Genomic DNA, 21,252 nt, shown 5'->3' with positions numbered 1-21,252 from the left:
TCCGGCGGGCGACCGGGATTGACCAGTGGTTTACCCCGCCTGCGGTCGGCGCCACAGGCCGCGGGCGGCCAGCAGCGGCAGGACCCCCTCGCCGAACCAGTAGGCCTCCTCCAGGTGCGGCATGCCCGACAGCACGAACTCGTCGATCCCCAGCTCGTGGTACTCGGCGACCAGGTCGGCGACCTCCCGGTGGCTGCCCACCAGCGCGGTGCCCGCCCCGCCGCGGAGCAGCCCGATGCCGGCCCACAGCCCCGGGTGCACCTCCAGCCGCTGCGCCGAGCCGCCGTGCAGCGCGAGCATCCGCCGCTGCCCCTCCGACTCGCTCTCGGCGAGGGCCCGTTGGGTCTCCCGGACCCGCCCCGGGTCCATGCCGGCGAGCAGCCGTTCGGTCTCCGCCCAGGCCTGCGCGGAGCTGTCCCGGGTGATCACGTGCAGGCGGATCCCGAACCGCACCGTCCTGCCCCGGGCGGCGGCCAGCTCACGGATCCACCCGATCTTCTCCCGCACCTGGGCGGGCGGTTCGCCCCAGGTCAGGTAGACGTCGGCGGAGCGGGCCGCGACCTCGCCGGCCGCCGGGGAGGAGCCGCCGAAGTACACCGGCGGCACCGGGTCGGGCAGCCGGGTCAGGCGCGCCCGCTCGACCCGCAGATGGGGGCCGTCGTGGTCGACGGTCTCCCCCGCCCAGAGCCGCCGGGTGATGTCCAGGAACTCCCCGGTGCGGGCGTAGCGGGCGTCCTTGTCCAGGAAGTCCCCGTAGGCCCGCTGTTCGGCGGACTCGCCGCCGGTCACCACGTTGAGCAGCAGCCGCCCGCCGGACTGCCGCTGGTAGGTCGCGGCCATCTGCGCCGCCAGCGTGGGGCTGAGCTGCCCGGGCCGGAACGCCACCAGGTACTTCAACCGCTCGGTCACCTGGGTCAGCATCGCGGTGGTCAGCCAGGCGTCCTCGCACCAGGCACCGGTCGGCGTGAGCGCCCCCTCGAAGCCCAACTGCTCGGCGCTGCGGGCGATCTGGCCCAGGTAGCCGATGCTCGGCGGCCGGTCGGAGCCGGCCGTCCCGGGCGTCGAGCCGTGCCCGCCGCCGACGATCTGCCGGCTGTCGCCGTTGGTGGGGAGGAACCAGTGGAAGGTGAGAACCATGGAACGGACACACTCCTGCGGCCGGTGCGGTCTGGGGTCGGTCGGTCCTGCTTCGGTCCTGCTGCTGAGAACTCACCGACAACGACGACAGCCGGCCGCCCACACCCGCGCCAGGTCCACGTGCAGTCGGCGCACGAGGAGGCGGGGGCGGGGAGCGGTCATGCGCTCGATTATGCCCGACCCGGCGAACACCGGGCAGGGCAGAGCCCGTAGGCCCTCCCCCGGGCGGGGAAGGGCCTACGGACGGTGCACGCCAGGGGCGGGGATCAGACCTGGCCGGCCTTCTCCAGGGCCGCGCAGCAGGTGTTGATCAGCAGGCGGGTGACGACGTACGGGTCGACGTTGGCGTTCGGGCGACGGTCCTCGATGTAGCCCTTCTGCTCCACCTCGACCTGCCACGGGATGCGGACGGACGCGCCGCGGTTGGAGACGCCGTAGCTGTAGACGTTCCACGGGGCGGTCTCGTGCTTGCCGGTCAGGCGGGACTCGATGTCGGCGCCGTACTGGGTGACGTGGTCCATCACGATCTCCTGGGAGGCGCCGAGCGACTCGCAGGCGGTGATGATGGCGTCGTAGCCCTCGCGCATCGCCTTGGTGGAGAAGTTGGTGTGGGCGCCCGCGCCGTTCCAGTCGCCCCGGGCCGGCTTGGCGTCCAGGGTGGCGTCGATGCCGAACTCCTCGGCGGTGCGGTAGAGCAGGTAGCGGGCGATCCACAGGTCGTCCGAGACGGTCAGGGCGTCGACCGGGCCGATCTGGAACTCCCACTGGCCGGGCATGACCTCGGCGTTGATGCCGCAGATCGCCAGGCCGGCGTCCATGCAGCGGTCCAGGTGCAGCTCGACGATCTCGCGGCCGAAGACCTCCTCGGCGCCGACGCCGCAGTAGTAGCCGCCCTGCGGGGCCGGGAAGCCGCCCTCGGGGAAGCCCAGCGGGCGGGAGCCCTTGAAGAAGGTGTACTCCTGCTCGATGCCGAAGATCGACTCCTGCACGGTGTACTTCTCCTCGACCTCGCGCAGCAGGGCGCGGGTGTTGGACTCGTGCGGGGTGCCGTCCGTCTCCAGGACCTCGCACAGGACGAGGATGTTGTCGCCACCGCGGATCGGGTCCTTGGTGACCTTCACCGGGTCCAGCACGCGGTCCGAGGCGTGGCCCTCGGCCTGGTTGGTCGAGGAACCGTCGAAGCCCCAGGTCGGGATCTTGTCGGCGTTGGGCAGGACGCGAGTCTTGGAACGGAGCTTCGCGGTCGGCTTGGTGCCGTCGATCCAGATGTACTCGGCCTTGATTGCCACGGCGTGTCCCTCGATTGCTGGGTGGTGGATGCCCGCGTAGCGTCGCAAGCCGCCGTTTCCCGGTTGTTCCTCTCGTGTAACGCGCATGTGAACCAACCGTCCGCATCGGCACGGTCACGGTGCGGGAGTGCCGGGCGTGGCACCCCGCACCGCTGCGGGTGCTCAGCCGCGACGGGCGTGCGCGGCCCGGCGGCGCCGGGTGGCCCACAGCGCGGCCGCACCGCCCGCGACCAGGGCGGCGGCCCCGGCGGCCAGCGGGCCGGTGGCGCTGCTGCCGCCGGTGGTGGCGAGCCGCTCGGGCTTCTCCACCGCCGCCTGCGGCACGGCGGCGCGCGAGGTGCCGGCGTCCGCGACCGGCTGGGCGGCGGGCGCGGACGTCGGCACGGCGCTCGGGGTGCCCGGCGTGCTCGGAGTGCCGGTGGCGGCGGGGCCGGACGGCTTCTCGCAGCTGACCGAGGCGACGGTGATCTTCCCGGTGACCTTGGCGACGTTCAGGTTGAGCGGGTTCACCTCCACCTGCACCTCCAGGGCCGAGGCGGCGGCGGTGGTCGTGGTGGTGCTCTTCTTGGAGAACTCCACCGACACGCTGCCGACCAGCGGCACGTCCACCTTGGTCGGGCCGTACAGCCCGACGGTGACGGGCTTGCCCAGCACGGTCAGCTTGGCGGGGGCGACCACGTTCGCGGTCGGCTGCCCGTCGACCGGGCAGGTGGCCTCGGCGCTCATCGCCTCCAGGCCGAGCAGCGCGGTGGCGGGCAGGCCGGGGGCGTGCACGTCGGCGTTGACCAGCTTGACGGAGGCGGTGGCGCCCTTGGCGTCGACCCGGGTGACGGACGTGCCGATGTCCGCCTTGACCAGCTCGACCGGGCCGTTCTGGTCGACGCCCGCGACCTTGGCGGTCAGCACCGAGCCGTCCCTCTGCTCGGGCGTCTCCACCTTGTTGAGCGCGATGTCCACCGGGACGTCGACCGCCTTGTTCAGGAAGCTGACGTCCAGGGCGACCTCGGCGGTGACGGCTCGGGCCTTGCCCGACGAGGGCGCGGTCGTGGCCGGCGCGGAGGCGGTCGACCCGGTCGTGGCCGGCGCGGCCTGGACGGGCCCGGCGGTGAGCAGCGTGCTCACCGCCACGGCGGCGGATGCGGAAACGATTCGGCGAGACGGCCGGGACAGCTGGGAAGACCGGAAGGACCGGGAAGACATGGCGAGACCCCCACACAGGTGAAACGATGAGCCGCCAGTCTTCTCAAACGATCCGTCACATGAGCCTCACGGAACGTCATTTCACTCGTTGGGGTGAGATTGACGTCCGGCACTGACCGGGATCTGCTACGGGAGCAACTCCCTTACGGCAGCCGCCAGTCCACCGGCTGCGCCCCCTGCCGCACCAGCAGCTCGTTGGCCCGGCTGAACGGCCGCGAGCCGAAGAAGCCGCGGTCGGCCGACATCGGGCTCGGGTGCACCGACTCCACCGTCGGGATGGTGCCCAGCAGCGGCCGCAGGTTGCGGGCGTCGCTGCCCCACAGGATCGCCACCATCGGACCGCCGCGCGCCACCAGCGCCCGGATCGCCTGCTCGGTGACCGCCTCCCAGCCCTTGCCCTTGTGGGCCCGGGGGTTGCGCGGCTGGGTGGTCAGCGCCCGGTTCAGCAGCAGGACGCCCTGCTGCGTCCAGGGCGTGAGGTCGCCGTTGGACGGCTGCGGCAGGCCGAGGTCGGTGCCGTACTCCCGGAAGATGTTGATCAGGCTCGGCGGGATCGGCCGGACGTCCGGTGCCACCGAGAAGCTCAGGCCGACGGCGTGGCCGGGCGTCGGGTACGGGTCCTGCCCGACGATCAGTACCCGGACGTCGGCGATCGGCTGCTGGAACGCCCGCAGCACGTTCGGTCCGGACGGCAGGTAGGTGCGGCCCGCCGCGATCTCGGCGCGGAGGAAGTCGCCCATCGCGGCGATCTGCCCGGCGACGGGTTCAAGTGCGGTGGCCCAGCCGGGCTCGACGATCTCATTCAGTGGACGCGGTGCCATGGTCGTCACCCTATCGGCCGATACCGACAGGGCGTCACCACGGAGGGTCACCGCGAACGATCACCGGGAGCAGCCACCGGGCCGCCCACCGCCTCGCCGACCGCCGCGCCCGGTCACCCCACCGGCCGCCCCCGCAGCACCACCGTGCGCGGGTCCGCGAGCACCCGGACGTCCGCCCGTGGGTCCTCCTCGTAGACCACGAAGTCCGCCGGAGCGCCCTCCTCCAGCCCCGGCCGCCCGAGCCACTCCCGTGCGCCCCAGCTCGCCGCCGACAGCGCCTCGGCCGGGCTCAGCCCCGCCTTCACCAGCTCCGCCACCTCGTCCGCGACCAGCCCGTGGGCGAGCGAACCGCCCGCGTCGGTGCCGACGAACACCGGGATGCCCGCGTCGTGCGCGGCGCCCACGGTGTCGTAGCGGCGCTCGTGCAGCCGCCGCATGTGCGCCGACCAGGCCGGGAACTTGGCCTCCCCGCCCGCCGCCAGCTGCGGGAAGGTGGCGATGTTGACCAGGGTCGGCACGATGGCCACCCCGCGCTCGGCGAAGGCCGGGATCAGCTCCTCGGTCAGCCCGGTGGCGTGCTCGACGCAGTCGATCCCGGCCGCCAGCAGGTCCGGCAGCGACTCCGCCGCGAAGCAGTGCGCGGTGACCCGCGCGCCCTCCTCGTGCGCCGCCGCGATCGCCTCGGCGAGCGCGTCGCCCGGCCAGCAGGCGGCGAGGTCGCCGCGCTCGCGGTCGATCCAGTCGCCGACCAGCTTCACCCAGCCGTCGCCCCGCCGGGCCTCGGCCCGCACGTAGGCGGCGAGGTCCCCGGGCTCGATCTCGTGGGCGTAGTTGCGGATGTAGCGGCGGGTGCGGGCGATGTGCCGGCCGGCCCGGATGATCCGGGGCAGGTCCTCGCGCCCGTCGATCCAGCGGGTGTCGGCGGCCGAGCCGGCGTCGCGGATCAGCAGGGTGCCCGCGTCACGGTCGGTGAGCGCCTGCTTCTCGCTGGTCTCGGCGTCCACGGCGCCGTGCGCGTCCAGGCCGACGTGGCAGTGCGCGTCCACCAGGCCGGGCAGCACCCAGCCCGTCACCGTCCGGACGTCCCCGGCGGTCGGCGGTCGGGTGAAGCTCACCCGGCCGTCCACCACCCAGAGTTCGTCCCGGACCTCCTCCGGACCGACCAGCACCCGGCCCCGGACGTGCAGCACCGCACCTTCAGTCATGGCCGCACTCTACCGACGGGCGCGTTCCCTGCCACCGGCACGCATGCGGCAGACTCGTTGCCGCACCCACCACCCGCCCCGTGAAAGGCCGTGAAGCCGTGAGAGAGCGCAGCGAGCGAACCGTCAAGAGGAGCGCGTGGGCGAACGCCCTCGCCGAGCGAAGCGAGGCGGGCGCGTGAGTTCCTTCCTCGACCTCCCCCCGCTCAGCGCCGCCGGGTTCGCGGCGATCGAGGACCAGGTTGCCGCGCTGCTGCACACCGGGGCCGACGTCATCGTCACCCAGGGCGAGGCCCTGCTGCCGCTGGAGGCCGCGATCCGCGGCGCCGCGCACCCCGGCTCCACCGCGCTCAACATCGTCACCGGCCCGTACGGCCAGACCTTCGGCAACTGGTTGCGCTCCTGCGGGACGACGGTGGTCGACCTCGCGGTGCCCTTCGACAGCGCGGTGAGCCCCGAGCAGGTCGGCGAGGCGCTGGAGAGCCACCCGGAGATCGACTTCGTCTCCCTGGTGCACGCCGAGGCCGCCACCGGCAACACCAACCCGGTCGCCGGGATCGCCTCCGTGGTCCGTGCGCACGGCGCCCTGCTGATGCTCGACGCGGTCGCCTCGGTCGCCGCCGAGCCGCTGCTCACCGACGAGTGGGGCATCGACCTGTGCGTGATCGGCGGCCAGAAGGCGATGGGCGGCCCGGCCGGGGTCTCCGCCGTCTCCGTCTCCGAGCGCGCCTGGGAGCGGATCGCCGCCAACCCGGCCGCCCCGCGCCGCTCCTACCTGTCCCTGCTGGACTGGAAGGAGCGCTGGACGGACGCCGGCCGCACCGTACTGCCGCACGCCCCGGCCCAGTTGGAGATGCTCGCGCTCGGCGCCTGCCTGGACCGGATCGCCGCCGACGGCCTGCCCACCGTGATCGCCCGGCACCGCGCCGCCTCGGCCGCCACCCGGGCCGGCGCCCGCGCCCTCGGCACGCTCAGCCCGTACGTCCACCAGGACGCCGCCGCGGCTCCGGTCGCCACCACCCTGCGCACCCCGGCCGGGGTGCACGCCGCCGAGCTCGCCGCCGCCCTCGACCCGGCGCTGCCCGTCCAGCCCGGCGGCGGGGCGCTGGCGGCCTCCATGCTCCGCGTCAACCACTACGGCACGGCGGCCTCGCTGGACACCGTCCGGGCCTGCCTGACCGCCCTCGCCACGGCCACCGGGGGCGACGCCGACGCGGCGCTGGAGGCGGCCGGGGCGGCGTGGAAGGCCGCCGCCTAGGAAACGCCGAACGGCCCCCGGATCGCTTCGGGGGCCGTTCTCCCGGCTGCGCTCAGTGCCCGCCCGCGTCCACCACCTCGACGCCCCGGATGTTCCGCTCGATCTCCTCCGCCGGCAGCGCGACGGACAGCGCCCAGTAGTAGATGAGCAGCGAGAACACCACCACGACCCCGATGTCCCACCACAGCGGCAGGTTCCCCTGGGCGCCCACGCCGAAGGTGCCCTGCCAGGAGACGATCCCCATCCCGACCAGGTAGACCGGCAGCCACTGCCCGGCCTTGAAGTCCATCCGCGGCGCGTTCGGCACCCCCTTCGAGGCGGCGTACGCCGAGTACCCGCCGAGCAGCGCGTACCCGATCAGGATCGCCAGCCCGAGGCGCCACAGGGTGTCCCAGCCGGACCAGTAGATGACCAGGCTCGCCACCGCGAAGGCGATCGGCGAGATGACCGTGCCGGCCGGCAGGTGGTACGAGCGCTCCATCCCGGGCAGCCGCTTGCGCAGCACCCCGAAGGCCAGCGGCGCGCCCGCGTACATCAGCACCACCGCCGAGGTGATGAAGCCGACCAGCTTCTGCCAGCTCGGGAACGGCAGGAAGCAGACCACCCCGGCGACCCAGGCGATCAGCAGCCCGAGCCAGGGCACCGAGTTGCGGTCGGTGTACTGCAGGGCCTGCGGCGCGTAGCCGTTGCGGCTGAGGCCGTAGGTGACCCGGGAGCTGGAGGTGATGTAGACCAGCCCGGTGCCCGCGGGCGAGATCACCGCGTCGATGAACAGGATCGTCGCCAGCCAGCCGAGGCCGATCAGCGTGGCGAGGCCCGCGAACGGGCCGCTGATCCCCGGGTAGTCGAGCTTGGCCCAGCCCCCGGCGAAGGTCTCCGGCGGCAGGGCGCCGATGAACACCACCTGGAGCAGCACGTAGATGATCGTGCCGATCACCACCGACCCGAGGACGGCCCGGGGGATGTCCCGGCGGGGGTTGCGGCTCTCCCCCGCCCACTGGATGGCCTGCTCGAAGCCGAGCAGCGCGAAGATCACGCCGCTGGTGCTGATCGCGGCGAGCACGCCCTTGGCGCCGTCCGGGGCGAAGCCGTGCACGGTGAAGTTGGAGCCGTGGAAGTCCTGGATGCCGAGGGCGAAGATCGCCAGGATCGGGATCGCGACCTTCCACACGGTGGCCACGCTGTTGGTGTGGGCGAGGAGCCGGACGCCGAGGAAGTTGATCGCGACGAACACGCCCATCAGCACGGCCGCGACCAGGAAGCCCGTCCCGGTCAGCGTCAGGTCCTTGTTGAGGAAGCCGTCCGCCCAGGTCCAGTGCCGGGCGTAGTTGATCATCGCCTGGACCTCGATCGGCGCGATGGTCGCGGCCTGGAGCCAGGTGAACCAGCCGAAGGACATCCCGGCGAAGCCGCCGAAGGCGTAGTGGGGGTAGCGGGCCGTGCCGCCGGCGACCGGGAACAGTCCGCCCAGCTCGGCATGGATCAGCGCCAGCAGGACGATCGCCACCGCGCCGATGCCCCAGGACAGCAGCGCGGCGGGCCCGGCCGCCACCGCCGCCTTCTGCGCCCCGAACAGCCAGCCGGAGCCGATGATCGCGCCGACCGAGGCGAAGAGCAGCCCGGCGACGCCGACCTCGCGCTTCAGCCCGCCGTGCCCCGTGGGGGGCGATGCCGTCGTATTGGAATGGGCCATGGCGCCACGCCTCTCACCTCGGGGAATCCCCCCGACAGTGCCGCAGCGGCATCCGCACCCACCGAGAAACGCGCCGCGCCCCACGCCCCCTCACCCGAACGGCCGGAGCGGACGGCACCTGGCCGCCGGTCGGCGCGGCACCATCCGCCCGGCCCGGCCCCGCCCCAACGGTTTTCGGTCACTCCCCCCGACACAGTTCCCCGGGCGTTCATCCGACCGGCACGCGGAACTCACCGGGGACCGGCAGGCTCCGCCCAGAGCCGAAGTTGGCTAGACAACTTACCGCCGAGGAGGAGACCGTGACCGAGCTGCCGCCGTACTGGCTGCGCGACAACTGCCCCTGCGCCGACTGCCGGGACCCGCGCAACGGCCAGAAGCTGTTCCAGATCGACGACCTCCCGCCGGACCTCGCGATCGCCGCGAGCACGGAGGCCGACGGCCACCTGGAGGTGCTCTGGTCCGACAGCCACCGCTCCCGCTACCCGCTCGCCTGGCTGGCCGAGCCGGCGGGCGGCGACGGCCGCACCGAGCAGGACAAGCGGCTCTGGACGGCCGCCGACTTCGCCCGCGGCATCCCCGAGGCCGACTGGGAGGCCTACCTCACCGACCCCGCCGAGCAGGCCGCCGTCCTCGCCGCCGTCCGGCGCAGCGGCTTCGCGGTGCTGCGCGGGGTGCCCACCGTGGAGCGGCAGGTGCTGCGGGTGGCCGAGAGCTTCGGCTACGTGCGGGTCACCAACTACGGCGAGCTGTTCGACGTCCGGGTCGAGCCGGACCCCAACAACCTCGCGTTCACGAACAGGACGATCGCCCCGCACACCGACAACCCGTACCGCGACCCGGTGCCGACCCTCCAGCTGCTGCACTGCCTGGAGAACTCGGCGACCGGCGGCGACTCCGGCCTGGTGGACGGCTTCCAGGCAGCCGCGATCCTCCGGGACGAGGCCCCCGAGCACTTCGCGACGCTCACCCGCACGCCCGTCCCCTTCGTCTTCCGCGACCGCCGCACCGAACTGCGCGCCGACCGCCCGCTGATCGACGTGGACCCACTGGGCCGGATCCGCGAGGTCCGGTTCAACAACCGCTCGATCGGCACCCTCCGCGGCGACGACCGGGAAGCCTTCTACGCCGCCTACCGCCGCTTCGCCGCGATCACCCTGCGCCCCGAGCTCCAGCTGACCTTCCGGCTCGGCCCGGGCGACTGCCTGGTCTTCGACAACACCCGCCTGCTGCACGCCCGTACGGCCTTCCAGCAGGACGGCCACCGGCACCTCCAGGGCTGCTACGCGGACCTGGACTCCCTGCACAGCACCCTCGCCGTGCTGCACCGCCGCACCGCCGCCCTGGACGAACTGGCCGGGCTGTTCGCGGGCGAGGGCGCCGGGGAGTACCTGGGCGAGGCCGTCACCATGGCCGAGCACATGCTCCAGGCCGCGGCCGCCGCCGAGGCCGCCGGGGCCCCCGGCCACCTGGTCGCCGCGGCCCTGCTGCACGACGTCGGACACTTCTTTGATGAGCACGGCCACGGCCCGCTGCACGGACGGGATCTGATGGAAGGTCAGGACAACCGGCACAGCCACACCGGCGCCGACCGGTTGGCCGCCTGGTTCGGCCCGGAGGTCACCGAGCCGGTCCGGCTGCACGTGGCCGCCAAGCGCTACCTGTGCGCGGTCGAGCCCGGCTACCGCGCCCGGCTCTCCGAGGCCTCCGAGTACACCCTCACCGTCCAGGGCGGCCCGATGGACGCCGAGGAGGCCGCCGCCTTCGCCGAACTCCCGGGCGCCGTCCACGCGGTGGCCGTGCGCCGGTGGGACGAGCAGGCGAAGGAGCCGGGCCTGCGGACGCCGGACTTCGAGCACTACCGCCCGCTGCTCGCCTCGCTCATGCGGTAGGACGCGCAGGACGCGCAGGACACGTAGGACGCGCAGGAACCCCGAACGACGCCCGGGAGCTCAGTCCAGCTCCCGGGCGTGCCGCGAAAGCGCCGACGTGGCCAGCGAGTTGTGCACGCTGAACGCCACCGTGCCGGGCAGGTAGCGGTCCTGGGACCACTCCACCGGCGTGCCGGTCGGGTCGGTGGTGCGCCGCCGCTCGCGCAGCAGCGGGCCGCCCCGGCGGCAGCCGAGCAGTCGGGCGTCCTCGGCGTTGGCCGCGACGATGTCGATGGTGTGGTCGGCGTCGGTGAACAGGATGCCGTGCTCGCGCAGCACCTCGGTGTGCGAGACGACGTCCGGCGGCAGCTCGGCGACGATCTCGCCGACCCGCGGCGGGTAGATCGTCCGCTCGACCATCACCGGGGTGCCGGACAGCGTCCGCAGCCGGACCGTGACGTACACCTCGGCGCCGGGCTCCAGCCGCAGTTGCTCGCGCTCGGCCGCGTCGGCCGGTCGGCGCACCAGGGAGTCCAGGATGCCGCCGGGCTCCTCGCCCATCGAGTACGCCCAGTGCGTGAAGCTGAGCAGTTCCGAGAAGCTCTGCACCCGGGCGCCGCCGAGCACCACCCGTCGGGTGCCGCGGCGGGAGGTGACCAGCCCGTCGGAGCGCAGCACGGCGAGCGCCTGGCGGACGGTGCCGCGGGAGACCCCGTACTGCTCGGCCAGCGCGCCCTCGGCGGGCAGCCGGCCGGCCTCGCCGTACGCGCCGGTGGTGATGGCCTCGCGCAGATCTGCGGCCACCTTGCGGTACAGGGCTCCGGCCGTGCGCTCGACTGGGCGCCCGGGCTCTACTGCCACGTCACTCAATTGACCCTCCAGGGGCGGTGTCCAGCGCAGCCGTACCGGCACGGACAGCCCGACCTTATCCCGCTGCGCCGTTCGAGCATCGCACCGAACGGATCACGCACCGATGGCCGGATTCCACCGTTCCCGCAGCCGACCCCGGTTCTGGGCCGTCCGTTCACCTTCCCGTCACCGAACTTCGGGTTACTTACCTCCGTCAGCGAAGTTGGCTAGTCAACTCGGACGGTTCCGAACGGATACCGGACGAACGCGGCAAGGAACCCCGACGGATCTCCCGACGGGCCACCGACGGATCCGCGCCCCGGCCACTCGCACGATCGATCCCCCGATCAGATCGGACACCACTCCCGTGCAGCACCCCCTTCGCAGTACACCCGATCAGGAGACTGACCCGTGTCCGTGCACCGTGCCCGCTCCGCCGCCTTCGCGGCCGTCCTGACCGCCGCCGCGCTGTCCCTCACCGCCTGCGGTTCCGCCGGCTCCTCCACCGCGAAGTCCGGCAGCGACGCCGCGGGCGGCAAGAGCGCCAAGACCGCCACCTCGGCCGCCGACTTCGGCGGCATGGACGCCCTGGTCGCCGCCGCCAAGAAGGAAGGCAAGCTGCACGTCATCACGCTGCCGCGCGACTGGGCGAACTACGGCAAGCTGATGGACGGCTTCAAGGCGAAGTACGGCATCGACATCGAGGACGAGAACCCGGACGGCTCCAGCCAGGACGAGATCAACGCGATCACGTCCCGTAAGGGCCAGGACCGCGCCCCCGACGTGGTCGACCTGGGCGCCGCGTTCGCCACCTCCGGCGGCAAGCAGGGCCTGTTCGCCCCCTACAAGGTCGCCGACTTCGACAAGATCCCGGCCTCCATGAAGGACGCCAACGGTCTGAGCTACAACGACTACGGCGGCTACGTCTCGATCGCCTGCGACGCCAAGAAGGTGTCGGCCTGCCCGAAGACCTTCGCCGACCTGCTCAAGCCCGAGTACAAGGGCATGGTCGCGCTCAACGGCAACCCGACCAAGGCGAACGCCGCGTACAGCGCCGTCATGGCCGCCGCCCTGGCCAACGGCGGTTCGCTGGACAACATCCAGCCCGGCATCGACTTCTTCGGCAAGCTCAAGCAGGCCGGGAACTTCAACCCGGTCGAGGTCACCCCGGCGACCATCGAGAAGGGCGAGACCCCGATCAGCGTCGACTGGTCCTACCTGAACGCCGGCTACACCGACAAGTTCAAGGACAAGGGCATCGACTGGCAGGTCAGCATCCCGTCCGACGGCATCTACGCCGGCTTCTACAACCAGGCCATCAACAAGGACGCGCCGCACCCGGCCGCCGCCCGCCTGTGGGAGGAGTACCTCTACAGCGCGGAGGGCCAGAACGGCTACCTGGGCGGCTACGCCACCCCGGCCCTGTTCGACGCCATGAAGGCCGCGGGCACCCTGGACGCGGCCGCCGCCGCCAAGCTCCCGGCCATCGAGAAGCCCTTCACCACCTTCCCGACCGACGACCAGACCACCGCGGCCAAGAAGGTCGTGACGGAGAACTGGGCCAAGGCGATCTCGGGCTGATCTGACTGATGACTACGGCTCCCACCCCGGTGCCGGCCAGCGCCTCCGCCGCCCAGAGCGGCGGGGGCGCCCCCGGCCCCGTCTCCCCCGCCCCGGCCCCGGTCACCGCCACCACGGTGCACACCGAGGCCCCCCGCCCGGCCGCGCGCCGGGCCCGCGGCAGCCGCGCCTGGCTCGCCGCCCTCCCCCTGATCCTCTTCTTCGCGATCGGCTTCGGCCTGCCCGCCGTCGCGATCGTCATCGGCGCCTTCACCACCTCCTCGGACGCCCCCGACGGCGGCGGCGCCTTCACCCTCGACAACCTCACCGGCTCGCTCCAGGGCGCCTACTGGACGGCCCTGTGGGGCAGCGTGAAGCTCTCCCTGCTGACCGCGCTGATCGCCACCGTGGTCGGCCTGCCGCTGGCCCAGGCCGTGGCGACCTCCCGGTTCCGCGCCTTCCGCGAGGCCGTGATGTCCGCCTCCGGCGTGCTCGCCAACTTCGGCGGCGTCCCGCTGGCCTTCATGTTCGTCGCCACCCTCGGCAACTCCGGCGAGGTCACCAGGAAGCTCGGCCTGACCGCGCACGGCTGGAACCTCTACACCTTCTCCGGCCTGTCCGTGGTCTACCTGTACTTCCTGGTGCCGCTGATGGTCATCACCATCACCCCGGCTCTGGAGGGCCTCAAGGTCCAGTGGCGCGAGGCCGCGTACAACAACGGCGCCACCGGCCTGCAGTACTGGCGGCACGTGGCGCTGCCCGTCCTGCTGCCCTCGCTGCTCGGCGGCTTCGTGCTGCTGTTCGGCGCCTCCTTCGCCGCGTACGCCACCGCCGAGGCCATGGTGGGCAGTTCGGTGCCGCTGATCTCGATGCAGATCGGCGACGCGCTGTCCGGCAACGTCCTGGTCGGCCAGGGCAACCTCGCCCTCGCCCTCGGCCTCGACATGATCGTGGTCGCCTGCCTGGTGATGGCCGTGTACCTGCCCCTTCAGCGCCGGAGTGCCAAGTGGCTCGCCTGATCAATCGCATCCGTTTCGGCCGCGGCCTGGTCCTGCTGCTCTGCGGGATCTACTTCGCGGTGCCGCTGGTCTCGTCGGTGGTCTTCAGCGTCGACGACCACAAGAACGGCACCACCTTCCGCGCCTACACCGAGCTGCTGAACGCCCCCGGCTTCACCGACAGCCTGGTGCTCAGCCTCGAACTGGCCGTCGTCACCGTGGCGGTGCTGCTGCTCCTGCTCGTCCCCGCGGTGCTCGCCGCCCGGCTCGGCGCGCCGAAGCTGCGCCCGGTCATCGAGGTCATGTGCTCGATGCCGCTGGTCGTCCCGGTGGTGGCCCTCACCACCGGCATCATCGGCGTGCTGCGCTGGGGCCCGGACTACCTCCAGGACACCCCGTTCTTCCAGACCATGGTGGCCATCCAGAACCCGGACTTCCCGATCGTCCTGGTCATCGCCTACGTGCTGATGGCCCTGCCGTTCGCCTACCGGGCCATCGACGCCGGACTGCGCGGCGTGGATGTGGTCACCCTGGTCGAGGCCGCCCGCAACTGCGGCGCCGGCTGGCTGCGCGCGGTGTTCACCGTCGTCCTGCCGAACCTGCGCAGCGCGCTGCTGAACGGCGCCGTGCTCACCGTCGCCCTGGTGCTCGGCGAGTTCACCACCGCCTCCATCCTCGGCTTCGGCCCCTTCTCGGTGTGGATCAACTCCAACGGCAAGAGCGACGGCCAGATGTCCGTCGCGGTGTCGATGCTCAGCCTGCTGATCGTCTGGCTCGTCCTGCTGCTGATGTCCGCCGTCGGCCGCGGCCGCAAGGCCGCCCGGTCCTGAACCACCCCCCGTTCTCCAGGAGTTACCAGCCATGACCACGGCCACCGCCACCGCCTCCCGGGCCGCGACCGCCGCCGGCGGCGCCACCGTCGAGTTCCGCTCGCTGCGCCGCGCGTTCGGCGCCACCACCGCCCTCGACGGTCTGGACCTGACCGTCCGGCCCGGTGAACTGCTCGCCCTGCTCGGCCCGTCCGGCTGCGGCAAGACCACCGCGCTGCGCATCCTGGCCGGCTTCGAGCAGCACGACTCCGGCGAGGTGCTGGTCGACGGACAGGACATCACCTCGATCCCCGCCCACAAGCGCGACGCGGGCATGGTGTTCCAGTCGTACAGCCTCTTCCCGCACCTGACCGCGCTGGACAACGTCGCCTTCGGGCTGCGGATGCGCGGCACCGGCAAGGCCGAGCGCCGCAAGCGCGCCCAGGAGCTGCTGGAACTGGTCGGCCTGCCGCACCGCGCCGAGCACTACCCGCACCAGATGTCCGGCGGCCAGCAGCAGCGCATCGCGCTCGCCCGCGCCCTCGCCCTCCAGCCGCGCGTGCTGCTGCTGGACGAGCCGCTGTCCGCGCTGGACGCCAAGGTCCGCCTCCAGCTGCGCGAGGAGATCCGCCGCCTCCAGCAGGAGCTGGGCATCACCACCCTGTTCGTCACCCACGACCAGGAGGAGGCGCTGTCCATGGCCGACCGGGTCGCCGTGCTGCGGGCCGGGAAGCTGGAGCAGTGCGCCACCCCGTCCGAGCTGTACGGCCGGCCGGCCACCCCCTTCGTCGCCGAGTTCGTCGGCACCATGAGCCGCATCCCGTGCACCCGCACCCCGGACGGCGTCGAGGTGCTCGGCCGCCGGCACGCGGTCGACGGCACGGCGCCCGCCGACGGCGAACTCCAGGTGCTGGTCCGCCCGGAGAACGTCGTCCTCACCCCGTCCGCGACCGGCCCGGCCCAGGTGGTCACCGCGTCCTTCCTGGGCGCCGTCACCCGGCTCACCGTCCGCCTCGACGACGGCACCGAGGTCAAGGCCGACCTGCCCACCGAGGCCGCCGCCGCCCTCCCGGCCGGCGCGCGCGCCGAGCTCACCCTGCCGGAGCGCCCGGTACTGGTGGACCGCCGCACCGCCTGAGCGGCCCGTCTGGGATCCTCGTTACCGCCTCTGCACCCTCAGAAGAACCACCGAAGGTACCGCCATGCCTGAAACCGTCCCGCCCGTTCCCACTCCCTCCGCCCCCGTCCCCCTCCCCGCCGCCGTCCTCTTCGACATGGACGGCACCCTGGTCGACACCGAGCAGCTGTGGTGGAAGGCCGCCGCCGAACTCGCCGAGGAGCTGGACCACCCGCTCACCGACCAGGACGCCCCCGAGGTGCTCGGCCAGGCCGTCGAGCACACTGCCGCCCACCTGCACAGGGTCAGCGGCACCAGCCGTCCCGAGGCCGAGCTCGCCACGGTGCTCGGCGAGTCCTTCGCCGCCAAGGTCGCCGCCGAGACGGTGCCCCGCCCCGGCGCGCTCGCCCTGCTGGCGGCCCTGCGCGACGCACAGGTGCCCACCGCGCTGGTCTCCGCCTCCCCGCGCCTGGTGGTGGACCTCGTCCTGTCCTCCATCGGCCGCGACTGGTTCGCCGTCACCATGGCCGCCGAGGACACCCCCCGCACCAAGCCCGCGCCGGACCCGTACCTGGCCGCCGCCGAGCGGCTCGGCCTCGACCCGGCCACCTGCGTCGCCGTCGAGGACACCCCCACCGGGGTCACCTCCGCCGCCGCGGCCGGCTGCGCGGTGCTCGCCGTCCCCTCCAGCGCCGTCCCGATGCCCGACGGCCGGCGGATCACCCTGCTGGACAGCCTGGAGCGCGCCGACCTGGCCCTGCTGGGGAAGCTCTCCACCGCCCCGGCCGTTTGACAGCGACATGCCCTACGTCCTGCTCGCCCTCGCCATCCTGAGCGAGGTCTGCGCCACCAGCTGCCTCAAACTCACCGAGGGCTTCACCCGCCTCTGGCCCAGCCTCGGCGTCGGGGTCGGCTACGCGCTGTCCTTCTACCTCCTCGGCCGCGCCCTCAAGCACATCCCGGTCTCCGTCGCCTACGCCGTCTGGTCGGGCGCCGGAACGGCCGCGGTCGCCGGAATCGGCGTGGTCGCCTTCGGCGAATCACTGGGCAAGGTGCAGATCCTCGGCATCGCCCTGATCATCGTCGGAGTCGTCGTCCTCAACCTCAAGGGCGGCCACTGACCACCCCCCGGCCCGGGCCGTCCGCCACTGCCGGGGGACCGCGCGGTCAAGTGACCCACCTCACGCCGCCTCACTGAAACCCCGTCGGCCGTCCCCTCCGTCCTGTCCTTCGCGCTTTTCTGACGAACGGACAGTACGGGGGACGATGCCGTGGGTGATGACGCAGCGAAGGCCGGCGGGCCGGAGTTCAAGATCCGGCCGGGGCAGTTGAAGGACGCCGCGCCGACCTTCGAGAACCAGAGCAAGGCACTCAAGGACGCGCTCGACAAGCTCAAGCGCAGCCTCGCCGACGCGGGCAGCCCGTGGGGCGGCGACAAGCAGGGCAACGAGTTCGCGGCGGCCTACAACACCCCGCACGACCACGTACTCGCCGCGCTCGACGTCCTGGTCAAGGGCCTGACCAGCATCGGCGAGGGACTGAACGCCCACGCCGACAACCACACCGACGCCGACAACCACGTCAAGAAGGGCCTGACCCCGTGACCGGCCGCCGCCCCCGGGCGGGGCGGGCGCATGGGTGAGTCCACGGCGGCCAAGGCCGTCCGCAAGCTCACCGGGATGTGGTGGCCCGACGCCGACGCCGACAAGCTGCGCAAGGTCGCCGACGCCTGGGAGGCGATGGCCACCGTCCTCGACAACGTCACCGTCCCCACCAGCCAGGCCGCCGCCGCGATCGTCGCCAATAACCACGGCCCCGCCATCGACGCCTTCGGCACGTTCTGGGGCCGGTACTACGGCGGCAAGGACAGCGCCGGCAAGGGCAAGGGCTTCATGCCCGAGACCGCCGAGGCCTGCCGCAGCCTGGCCAAGGCGCTGCGCGAGTTCGCCGACGCGGTCGACAAGGCGATCAAGAAGCTGGAGGAGGAGGCCGCGATCGTCGGCGGCACGCTGGTCGCCGGCACCGCGCTGGCCTTCTTCACCCTGGGCATCTCCGAGGGCGCCGCCCTCGCCGCCAGCGCGGGCATCGTCGCCGCGGCCTCGGCCCTGGGCGTGACCGTCTCCGAGACCATCGCCATGATCGCCGCCACCGTCCTGGTCGGCGCCGCCTTCGGCGCCGTCGAGGCCATCACCGTCGACCTCGCCGTCGCCCAGCCCATCCGGGTCGAGTTCTTCGACGACGGCGGCTACAGCGGGCAGGAGGCCGTCGACGCCGGCAAGACCGGCTTGATCATGGGTGGCGCCGGCTCCGGCCTCGGTGCCGGCGCCCGTGTGGTCTCCACGGCCGCCGAGGTCTCCGACAACGCATCCGTCGCCCTCGCTGCTGTCGCGAAGGTCGGCAACGCCGCAGATACCGTACCCGGCCGCATGGTCACCGGCGCTGCCCTCACCGCGGGCTATGACTACACCTTCCAGACCGGCCCGGTCATGCCCCTCGACATCGTGCTCGGCGCCGTCAGCAGCGGAGCCGGCCCCAGTGGCAAGGGAGTCGACACCGCCAAGCGCATCGGCGACCTCAGCGGCGAGGGCCACGCCCCCGGCCGCCACGTCAGGGCAGACGACACCGCCCTCCAGACGCGGCTGGGCACCACGATCACCAACCCCGACGGGTCGCCCAAGGTGTACACCCAGGCCTCGAGCAACGCGGGCCACGTCAAGTCCAAAGACCACATCGACCCGCTGACCGGCACCACGATGGACGGCGAGAACGGGGGGGTGCACAAGTGCGGGCCTTACGCCACCCGGTACGACGATCCCGCGGATCTGGTCGCGGTCGACAAGTACATGCGGAAGTACATCAGGGAGAACGGACGCCCACTCAACAGTCCGATCCCGATCGAAGATATCCTCGGGCCCGACGGCCACAAACGCTTCACCGGTTTCTACAAGGATCCGCAGGATCCGAGCCGCTACCTGCCAGTGGACTTCGAAGGCGGGGAAATCGCCACCTTCTACGAACCCGATGCACATGGAAAGTGGCATCTGGTCACCTCCTACGCCAACCCGGCAGCGGGAAAGCATCCGTAAGGACGTCATGGAACCTGAACTCGCCGGATTCATGCGGCAGTACCTCAATGTCGAGATGGCCTTCTCCTACATGGATCGCTTGAAGAGAACCATCAGCATGTCGAACCCCGTATGGGGAGAAGAACTCCAGAAGTGGTTCACTCAACTCTTCGCCGAGCGGGATCTCACCCGAGGTGAGTACTGCGAACTCACCTGGGTCGAGTTCGAAACCGACGAGGAGATGTACGCGTATCTCGAGAAGGTTCGCGCGTACCTCCTCCTCGGCTCCGAGGAAGTCCCCATCCCACCTGACTGAGGAAGCCGCGGATCCCGATCTGACCGGCTTCCCCGCGGCTTCCCTCGATCCCGCCACTCTGGACGCCCTGGACAACAAGGAAGGCCGCTGAGGCGGAGACGTATGCCCTTCTGGCGAAATTCCACGCATGCCCCGTCCTCGACAGCGAGGACCGCCCGTTCCCGCTCGGCCGAGGAACCCCGGGAGCACGACCTGGCCGGCTTCATGCAGGTGTATCTCAACGTCGAAACGGCCGACCCGCACTACCTGGCCATGACCCGGCACACGATCCGCGGCTTCCGTTCGTACGACGCCCTCCGGCTGAGCTTCGAGCGGCTGCTCGCCGAGCGAAGCATGACGCCCGGCGAGTTCTGCTTGAACACCTGGCTCGACTTCGAGACCGAGGAGGAGATGTACGACTACCTGGCGAAGGTCCACGCCTACCTCTTCCTCGACGCCGAGGAAGCCCCGGTCCCACCCGGTTGAGGTTCGTCGTCGCAGGCGGCTCCGGCCCCGGCCGGAGCCGCCCCCGCTCTGGACCGGCCGAGCTCGCCGAGTGGCAGATCGCCACGCCGGGGGCGCCCCTCGTCCTGGCCGAAGTCATCGAGGTGAAGGGCGACTTGGCCACCCGCTCTTACCGGGGCGTCCTCCGCGGCCGCCTGTCGGTGCCGACGATGATGACCGGGAAGTCGGACCGGCCGACTTCCTACTCCCATCGGGAGCACGCGACGGCGTCATCGACGAGCCTGAGCCCCCGCCCGAGGGGCGGAAGGATCCGGGCGTAGCGTTCCACCCCGGCGCATCGAGGAGCGGGGGCAGCAGTGGCGGGGACGGGAACCAGGCGCGGGACGGTCGCGCTGGCGGGTGCGCTGGTGGCGGCGGTGCCGGTCGGGACGTTCGGGCTGGTGGCGGTGAGCACGTACATCGGTTTCGGTACGGCGTCGCTGCTCGGGTTGGTGGTCGGGGTGGCCTGGGTCGTGGGCGTGGTCCGGCTGCTCGGGGCGGCGTTGGGCTGCTGGATGGCGGCGTTCGGCGCGGTCCTGTGGCTCCTCGCGCTGGGGTCGGTGGCGTCGGCCCGGGATTCGGTGATCCTGAGCACGTCCGGGGTGACCGCCACCGCCCGTGTCACGGCGGTGCACGACCGCCCGCAGGGCAAGCAGCCGAGCTCGTCGTACGAGGTCGCCGACGAGAACGGCGTACCGATCCCGAACGGCATGGTGTCCGCGGGCCTGCACTCGCACGCGGTCGGCGACCGGCTCACCGTCCGCTACGACCCCAGGGGTGTCGCGGAGGCACGCCTCCCGGAGAACGTCGACTTCCTCAGGGACGGGGCCGTCGCCCTCGGCCTCAACGCCGTCCTGCTGGCGGGCACGGCCGGTCTCGGGGTGTCGGTGGTCCGCAACGGGCGCCCGCGCCGGGTGCCGTACCGGCGCGGCCTCGTCATCGGCGGCAGCCCGCGGGACGGGCGGTGAGCTACTCCCGCACCACCCGGGCCCGCAGGTAGTTGCGCCGTCCGAAGTTGGGCTCGTCGACCGCCGTGAGGTCCTCGACCTGGAACCGGTACAGCGCCGCCGCGCCGCCCCCGGTGAGGTACTGCCGCCGGACCTCCTCGTCCTGGGCGAAGGCCGGGTACCGCCCCTGGTAGGCCGCCAGGGCGGCTTCCGCCTGGTGCCCCCAGGCCTCGCCCGCGCTGCCGGTCAGCTGGAGTCCGCGCAGTTGCTCGCCGAAGGCGGGCGGCGGCAGGAAGACGGTGGCGGCGGCCCGGGCCTCCTCGGCGAGGTGGTGGCTGTGCCGGGTGGAGCGCTCGCTGACGAAGTAGAGGACGAGGTCCTCGTCGTAGGCGAAGAAGGCGAGGTTGGCGTGCGGTCCGTGCTCGTGGCCGGCGGTGGCGAGGGTGAGCACCATGGCCTCGGCGAGCAGTCCTTCGACGCCCTTGTGCAGCAGGTCGCCCGGCCAGTCCCCCTGCGTGACGTCGAGTCGGTACGGCATTCGGCACTCCCTCCGCTGGCGCCCGGTGCCTTCGCGCCCCGAGCACGACTGAGCCGGGCGGGCGCCCCCGTCAGGGGCCGCACGCCCGGCTCACATGCTCCA

The 21,252-nt window shown here is 72.3% G+C and carries 21 protein-coding genes; 13 read left to right on the top strand and 8 right to left on the bottom strand.

The window, feature by feature from the left end; all coding sequences use genetic code 11:
* Nucleotides 1–30 precede the first annotated feature (30 nt).
* The 5 genes from ACFXPX_RS03085 to ACFXPX_RS03065 form a co-directional block, all read right to left on the bottom strand.
* Nucleotides 31–1,137 (bottom strand): LLM class flavin-dependent oxidoreductase, encoded by a 1,107-nt coding sequence (locus ACFXPX_RS03085; RefSeq protein WP_380639388.1) that lies wholly within the window; start codon nt 1,135–1,137, stop codon nt 31–33.
* Nucleotides 1,138–1,403: 266 nt separating this feature from the next.
* Nucleotides 1,404–2,426 carry a glutamine synthetase GlnII gene (gene glnII, locus ACFXPX_RS03080; protein WP_375894540.1) on the bottom strand — a complete coding sequence of 341 codons (1,023 nt, stop codon included), beginning with the start codon at nt 2,424–2,426 and terminating at the stop codon, nt 1,404–1,406.
* A 162-nt stretch (nt 2,427–2,588) separates the two neighbouring features.
* Nucleotides 2,589–3,554 (bottom strand): SCO1860 family LAETG-anchored protein, encoded by a 966-nt coding sequence (locus ACFXPX_RS03075; RefSeq protein ID WP_375894537.1) that lies wholly within the window; start codon nt 3,552–3,554, stop codon nt 2,589–2,591.
* A gap of 215 nt (nt 3,555–3,769) precedes the next feature.
* The gene (locus tag ACFXPX_RS03070; RefSeq protein ID WP_380525186.1) at nt 3,770–4,447 is read right to left on the bottom strand and encodes a uracil-DNA glycosylase; all 678 of its coding nucleotides are present in this window, start codon (nt 4,445–4,447) and stop codon (nt 3,770–3,772) included.
* 113 nt (nt 4,448–4,560) lie between these two features.
* Complete coding sequence (locus ACFXPX_RS03065) at nt 4,561–5,652, bottom strand: amidohydrolase family protein (protein WP_380525187.1); 1,092 nt, start codon at nt 5,650–5,652, stop codon at nt 4,561–4,563.
* A gap of 175 nt (nt 5,653–5,827) precedes the next feature.
* Here ACFXPX_RS03065 and ACFXPX_RS03060 point away from each other — a divergent pair, with 175 nt between their 5' ends.
* The gene (locus tag ACFXPX_RS03060; protein ID WP_380525188.1) at nt 5,828–6,907 is read left to right on the top strand and encodes a pyridoxal-phosphate-dependent aminotransferase family protein; all 1,080 of its coding nucleotides are present in this window, start codon (nt 5,828–5,830) and stop codon (nt 6,905–6,907) included.
* 52 nt (nt 6,908–6,959) lie between these two features.
* On the opposite strand, the gene ACFXPX_RS03055 is transcribed toward ACFXPX_RS03060, so the two are convergent.
* A complete protein-coding gene (locus ACFXPX_RS03055) occupies nt 6,960–8,600 on the bottom strand; it encodes an APC family permease (protein ID WP_375894528.1) in 1,641 nt (546 codons plus the stop codon).
* Between the two features lie 299 nt (nt 8,601–8,899).
* Here ACFXPX_RS03055 and ACFXPX_RS03050 point away from each other — a divergent pair, with 299 nt between their 5' ends.
* Complete coding sequence (locus ACFXPX_RS03050; RefSeq protein ID WP_380639385.1) at nt 8,900–10,489, top strand: TauD/TfdA family dioxygenase; 1,590 nt, start codon at nt 8,900–8,902, stop codon at nt 10,487–10,489.
* Nucleotides 10,490–10,549: 60 nt separating this feature from the next.
* Here the strand turns inward: ACFXPX_RS03050 and ACFXPX_RS03045 are convergent, their stop codons facing one another.
* Complete coding sequence (locus ACFXPX_RS03045) at nt 10,550–11,329, bottom strand: GntR family transcriptional regulator (RefSeq protein WP_375894522.1); 780 nt, start codon at nt 11,327–11,329, stop codon at nt 10,550–10,552.
* A 399-nt stretch (nt 11,330–11,728) separates the two neighbouring features.
* Here ACFXPX_RS03045 and ACFXPX_RS03040 point away from each other — a divergent pair, with 399 nt between their 5' ends.
* The 11 genes from ACFXPX_RS03040 to ACFXPX_RS02990 all read left to right on the top strand — a co-directional run bounded on the left by ACFXPX_RS03040 (nt 11,729) and on the right by ACFXPX_RS02990 (nt 20,633).
* Nucleotides 11,729–12,898 (top strand): ABC transporter substrate-binding protein, encoded by a 1,170-nt coding sequence (locus ACFXPX_RS03040; protein ID WP_375894520.1) that lies wholly within the window; start codon nt 11,729–11,731, stop codon nt 12,896–12,898.
* 8 nt (nt 12,899–12,906) lie between these two features.
* Nucleotides 12,907–13,896, top strand: a complete 990-nt coding sequence (locus ACFXPX_RS03035) for an ABC transporter permease (protein WP_380525191.1) — start codon at nt 12,907–12,909, stop codon at nt 13,894–13,896.
* Nucleotides 13,896–14,705, top strand: coding sequence for an ABC transporter permease (locus tag ACFXPX_RS03030; protein WP_375894617.1), 810 nt, complete (start codon nt 13,896–13,898; stop codon nt 14,703–14,705). Before ACFXPX_RS03035 ends, ACFXPX_RS03030 begins: the two co-directional genes overlap by 1 nt.
* Nucleotides 14,706–14,736: 31 nt before the next feature.
* A complete protein-coding gene (locus tag ACFXPX_RS03025) occupies nt 14,737–15,822 on the top strand; it encodes an ABC transporter ATP-binding protein (protein WP_375894514.1) in 1,086 nt (361 codons plus the stop codon).
* A gap of 64 nt (nt 15,823–15,886) precedes the next feature.
* A complete protein-coding gene (locus tag ACFXPX_RS03020) occupies nt 15,887–16,594 on the top strand; it encodes an HAD family hydrolase (RefSeq protein ID WP_380525192.1) in 708 nt (235 codons plus the stop codon).
* A gap of 7 nt (nt 16,595–16,601) precedes the next feature.
* A complete protein-coding gene (locus ACFXPX_RS03015; protein ID WP_375894509.1) occupies nt 16,602–16,922 on the top strand; it encodes a DMT family transporter in 321 nt (106 codons plus the stop codon).
* 150 nt (nt 16,923–17,072) lie between these two features.
* Nucleotides 17,073–17,405, top strand: coding sequence for a WXG100 family type VII secretion target (locus ACFXPX_RS03010; protein WP_380639383.1), 333 nt, complete (start codon nt 17,073–17,075; stop codon nt 17,403–17,405).
* A gap of 30 nt (nt 17,406–17,435) precedes the next feature.
* Nucleotides 17,436–18,887, top strand: a complete 1,452-nt coding sequence (locus ACFXPX_RS03005) for a hypothetical protein (RefSeq protein ID WP_380639381.1) — start codon at nt 17,436–17,438, stop codon at nt 18,885–18,887.
* Nucleotides 18,888–18,894: 7 nt separating this feature from the next.
* Nucleotides 18,895–19,182, top strand: coding sequence for a hypothetical protein (locus ACFXPX_RS03000; protein ID WP_380396239.1), 288 nt, complete (start codon nt 18,895–18,897; stop codon nt 19,180–19,182).
* A gap of 102 nt (nt 19,183–19,284) precedes the next feature.
* A complete protein-coding gene (locus ACFXPX_RS02995; RefSeq protein WP_380639379.1) occupies nt 19,285–19,647 on the top strand; it encodes a hypothetical protein in 363 nt (120 codons plus the stop codon).
* Nucleotides 19,648–19,982: 335 nt separating this feature from the next.
* On the top strand, nt 19,983–20,633 hold the full coding sequence (locus tag ACFXPX_RS02990; protein ID WP_375894501.1) for a DUF3592 domain-containing protein: 651 nt from the start codon (nt 19,983–19,985) through the stop codon (nt 20,631–20,633).
* A gap of 1 nt (nt 20,634) precedes the next feature.
* Here ACFXPX_RS02990 and ACFXPX_RS02985 read toward each other — a convergent pair whose 3' ends face one another.
* A complete protein-coding gene (locus tag ACFXPX_RS02985) occupies nt 20,635–21,150 on the bottom strand; it encodes a pyridoxamine 5'-phosphate oxidase family protein (protein ID WP_375894499.1) in 516 nt (171 codons plus the stop codon).
* Nucleotides 21,151–21,252 lie beyond the last annotated feature (102 nt).

The organism is Kitasatospora sp. NPDC059146 (assembly GCF_042786665.1).
Classification (GTDB): domain Bacteria; phylum Actinomycetota; class Actinomycetes; order Streptomycetales; family Streptomycetaceae; genus Kitasatospora.
Note: the sequence above shows the minus strand (reverse complement) of the source record. Positions and strands in the feature narration are given on the sequence as shown.

Bases quoted from the DNA above. Each gene is read 5' to 3' on its own strand.
- ACFXPX_RS03020 (WP_380525192.1), top strand. From the start codon at position 15,887: ATGCCTGAAACCGTCCCGCCCGTTCCCACTCCCTCCGCCCCCGTCCCC.
- ACFXPX_RS02985 (WP_375894499.1), bottom strand. From the start codon at position 21,150: ATGCCGTACCGACTCGACGTCACGCAGGGGGACTGGCCGGGCGACCTG.
- ACFXPX_RS03085 (WP_380639388.1), bottom strand. From the start codon at position 1,137: ATGGTTCTCACCTTCCACTGGTTCCTCCCCACCAACGGCGACAGCCGG.
- ACFXPX_RS03005 (WP_380639381.1), top strand. From the start codon at position 17,436: ATGGGTGAGTCCACGGCGGCCAAGGCCGTCCGCAAGCTCACCGGGATG.
- ACFXPX_RS03000 (WP_380396239.1), top strand. From the start codon at position 18,895: ATGGAACCTGAACTCGCCGGATTCATGCGGCAGTACCTCAATGTCGAG.
- ACFXPX_RS03015 (WP_375894509.1), top strand. From the start codon at position 16,602: ATGCCCTACGTCCTGCTCGCCCTCGCCATCCTGAGCGAGGTCTGCGCC.
- ACFXPX_RS02995 (WP_380639379.1), top strand. From the start codon at position 19,285: ATGCCCTTCTGGCGAAATTCCACGCATGCCCCGTCCTCGACAGCGAGG.
- ACFXPX_RS03025 (WP_375894514.1), top strand. From the start codon at position 14,737: ATGACCACGGCCACCGCCACCGCCTCCCGGGCCGCGACCGCCGCCGGC.
- ACFXPX_RS03035 (WP_380525191.1), top strand. From the start codon at position 12,907: ATGACTACGGCTCCCACCCCGGTGCCGGCCAGCGCCTCCGCCGCCCAG.
- ACFXPX_RS03065 (WP_380525187.1), bottom strand. From the start codon at position 5,652: ATGACTGAAGGTGCGGTGCTGCACGTCCGGGGCCGGGTGCTGGTCGGT.
- ACFXPX_RS03070 (WP_380525186.1), bottom strand. From the start codon at position 4,447: ATGGCACCGCGTCCACTGAATGAGATCGTCGAGCCCGGCTGGGCCACC.
- ACFXPX_RS03055 (WP_375894528.1), bottom strand. From the start codon at position 8,600: ATGGCCCATTCCAATACGACGGCATCGCCCCCCACGGGGCACGGCGGG.